The sequence below is a fragment of the Pseudomonas sp. NPDC090233 genome (assembly GCF_044772285.1).
GTDB lineage: Bacteria > Pseudomonadota > Gammaproteobacteria > Pseudomonadales > Pseudomonadaceae > Aquipseudomonas.
Map to the genome: position 1 here is coordinate 1 of NZ_JBIVYQ010000021.1, position 2475 is coordinate 2475.

1 protein-coding gene and 1 pseudogene are annotated in these 2475 nt (G+C 65.6%); both read right to left on the reverse strand.

The features are described 5' to 3' along the window. Window positions 1-1535, reverse strand: a 1535-nt coding sequence (locus ACIQUF_RS25540) for a condensation domain-containing protein (protein ID WP_403136517.1), incomplete at its 3' end; no start/stop codon positions are given. A gap of 64 nt (window positions 1536-1599) precedes the next feature. Continuing rightward, window positions 1600-2475, reverse strand: a pseudogene (locus ACIQUF_RS25545) (phosphopantetheine-binding protein); the annotation flags it as partial.

Below are 2475 nucleotides of genomic sequence, written 5' to 3' on the forward strand. Positions count from 1 at the left end.
ACACAGCTGTCGAGGGGGAATGCAGCGCTGGCCGTGGCGTTCCACTGCTCGACGACCTGATGCTGCTCGGCACTGTCGAGCATCGGCAGTTCGCCCACTGCACAGGCAGGATTGGCGACAATGGCCGTCAACAGATTCTGCCAGTGTGCCGCCATGCGTTCGATGGACGCAGCGGCGAACAGATCGGTGGCGTAGGTAAAGGTCGCGACCAAGCCGTCCGCGGTTTCGCTGGTGTCCAGCGTCAGGTCAACTTGCGCGGTGGCGCTGCTGGCATGCAAGGGCTCCACCACCAGGCCAAGGTCACGCTGCACGCCGCGGTGGCCAACCTGGTGGTTGAACATCACCTGGAACAACGGGTTGTGGCTGAGGTTGCGCTCAGGCTGCAACGCCTCGACCAGTTGTTCGAACGGCAGGTCCTGATGGGCCTGGGCATCCTGACCGGTCAGGTGCAGCGCACGCAGCACGGCATCGAACGGCATCGGGCCTGCGAATAACCCCTTGAAGACCTGCGTGTTGACGAAGAAGCCGATCAAGCGCTCGGCCTCGGCCCGGTTGCGGTTGGCATTGGGCACGCCGACGCGGATATCGGCCTGGCCACTGTAGCGGTACAGCAAGGCCTGGAAACTGCCCAACAACACGGTGAACAGCGATACATCCTGCTGCTGCGCCAACTGGCGCAGGCCGGCGACCAAGGGCGCCGGCACATGCAGGTTCAGGCTCGCACCGCGCAAACTCTGCAATGCCGGGCGCGGAGAATCTGTGGGCAGGGTCAGCAGCGTTTGCTCACCGCCCAGTTGCGCCTGCCAGTAGCTCAGCTGGCGCTCGCCCTCCCCGGCTTCCAGCCACTGGCGCTGCCACAGGCCATAGTCGCTGTACTGAATCGGCAACAGCGGCAGTTGCGCGGCCGTGCCTTGTTCGCTGGCGTGATACAGGGCCATCAGTTCCTCGACCAGCACCCCCATCGACCAGCCATCACTGATGATGTGGTGCAGGGTCAGCACCAACACGTGGTCATCGCTGGCCAACGGCAAGAGCCTGGCGCGGATCAGTGCTTCCCCGGTAAGGTCGAAAGGCCGCTGGGCCTCCTCGCCGAGGCAAACCTGGATAGCTCGCTCTGCCTGGGTTTCGTCTGTACCTCGGCGGTCGAGGACGAATCCCAGCTCGTCCGGTGCCAGCAGGCGCTGACGCGCCTGGCCATCCACTTCACTGAAGCGTGTGCGCAAGCTTGCCTGGCGCTCGATCAAGGCGTGCAACGCCTGCTCCAGGGCCTGGGTATTCAACGCGCCCTTGAGCCGCAGCGCCGAGCACATGTTGTAGGCCGCCGATTGTGGCTCCAGCAGCCACAGGAACCATTGCCGCTGTTGCGCGTAGGACAGCGGCAGCAGGCCGCTCTCGCTCGCGGGCACGATCGGCAGGCGGGCGACATTGACGCCGGCCTGGTGCAATTTGCCGAACAATTGCCGACGCTTGTCGGTGTCCAGCCCCCGGATACGGTCGATCAGTTCCTGGGAACGTGCTGGATCAGGCTTGAGCATTGTTTTCCTCCAGTTCATCGAGCGCGTCGAAGATCAGGTCGAGTTCGTCTGTGGATGCGTGCCCGGCGGTGGCCGCCTTGAGATGGGCCGCCAGGTCGGCAAGCTTGCGCAGCCCTTGGAATTCCTTGATCGGCAGTTCGATACCGAACGCACTGCGAATGCGCGACAGCAACATGACCACCAGCAGCGAGTGGCCACCCAGTTCGAAGAAGTCGTCATCCAGACCGACCTGGGGCACCCCCAGCACTTCGCACCACAGCTCGGCCAACAGGCACTCGGTTTCGTCGACCGGTGGCCGGTGGGCAGCGCGGCCCTGACGCGCATCGACGCCAGGTAACGCCTTGCGCTCCAGTTTGCCGTTGGGGCTCAGCGGCAGGCGTTCGAGCAGCAACAGGTAGCCGGGGACCATGTAGTCAGGCAGCAGTGTCGCCAGGCGCGCCTTGAGCAGGTCGCGCAATGCGCCCTGTGCCGGTTCGTCAGCGGGGTCCAGGCCTGCAGTGGGCACCACGTAGGCCACCAGCTGCACATCCGCTCCCGTGCCCACGGCCAGTACCGCCGCCTCGCGCACTTCGGCCTGCTCCAGCAGGCGTGCCTCGATTTCACCCAGCTCGATGCGCAGGCCGCGGATCTTCACCTGGTGGTCGATACGCCCCATGTATTCGATCACCCCGTCGGCACGCTGGCGCGCCAGGTCGCCGCTGCGGTACAACCGCTCGCCGGCCGCGAACGGGCTGGCCACGAAGCGTTCGGCGGTCAGCCCAGGGCGACGGTGGTAGCCGCGCGCCAGGCCTTCACCGCCCAGGTACAGCTCGCCCACCACCCCCGCCGGCACCGGCATCAGGTCGTTGCTCAGCACATAGGTGGCCAGGTTGGCGATCGGCTGGCCGATCGGCACGCTGTCGCGGCCTTCGTCGCGGCAGGTCCAGTGGGTCACGTCGAT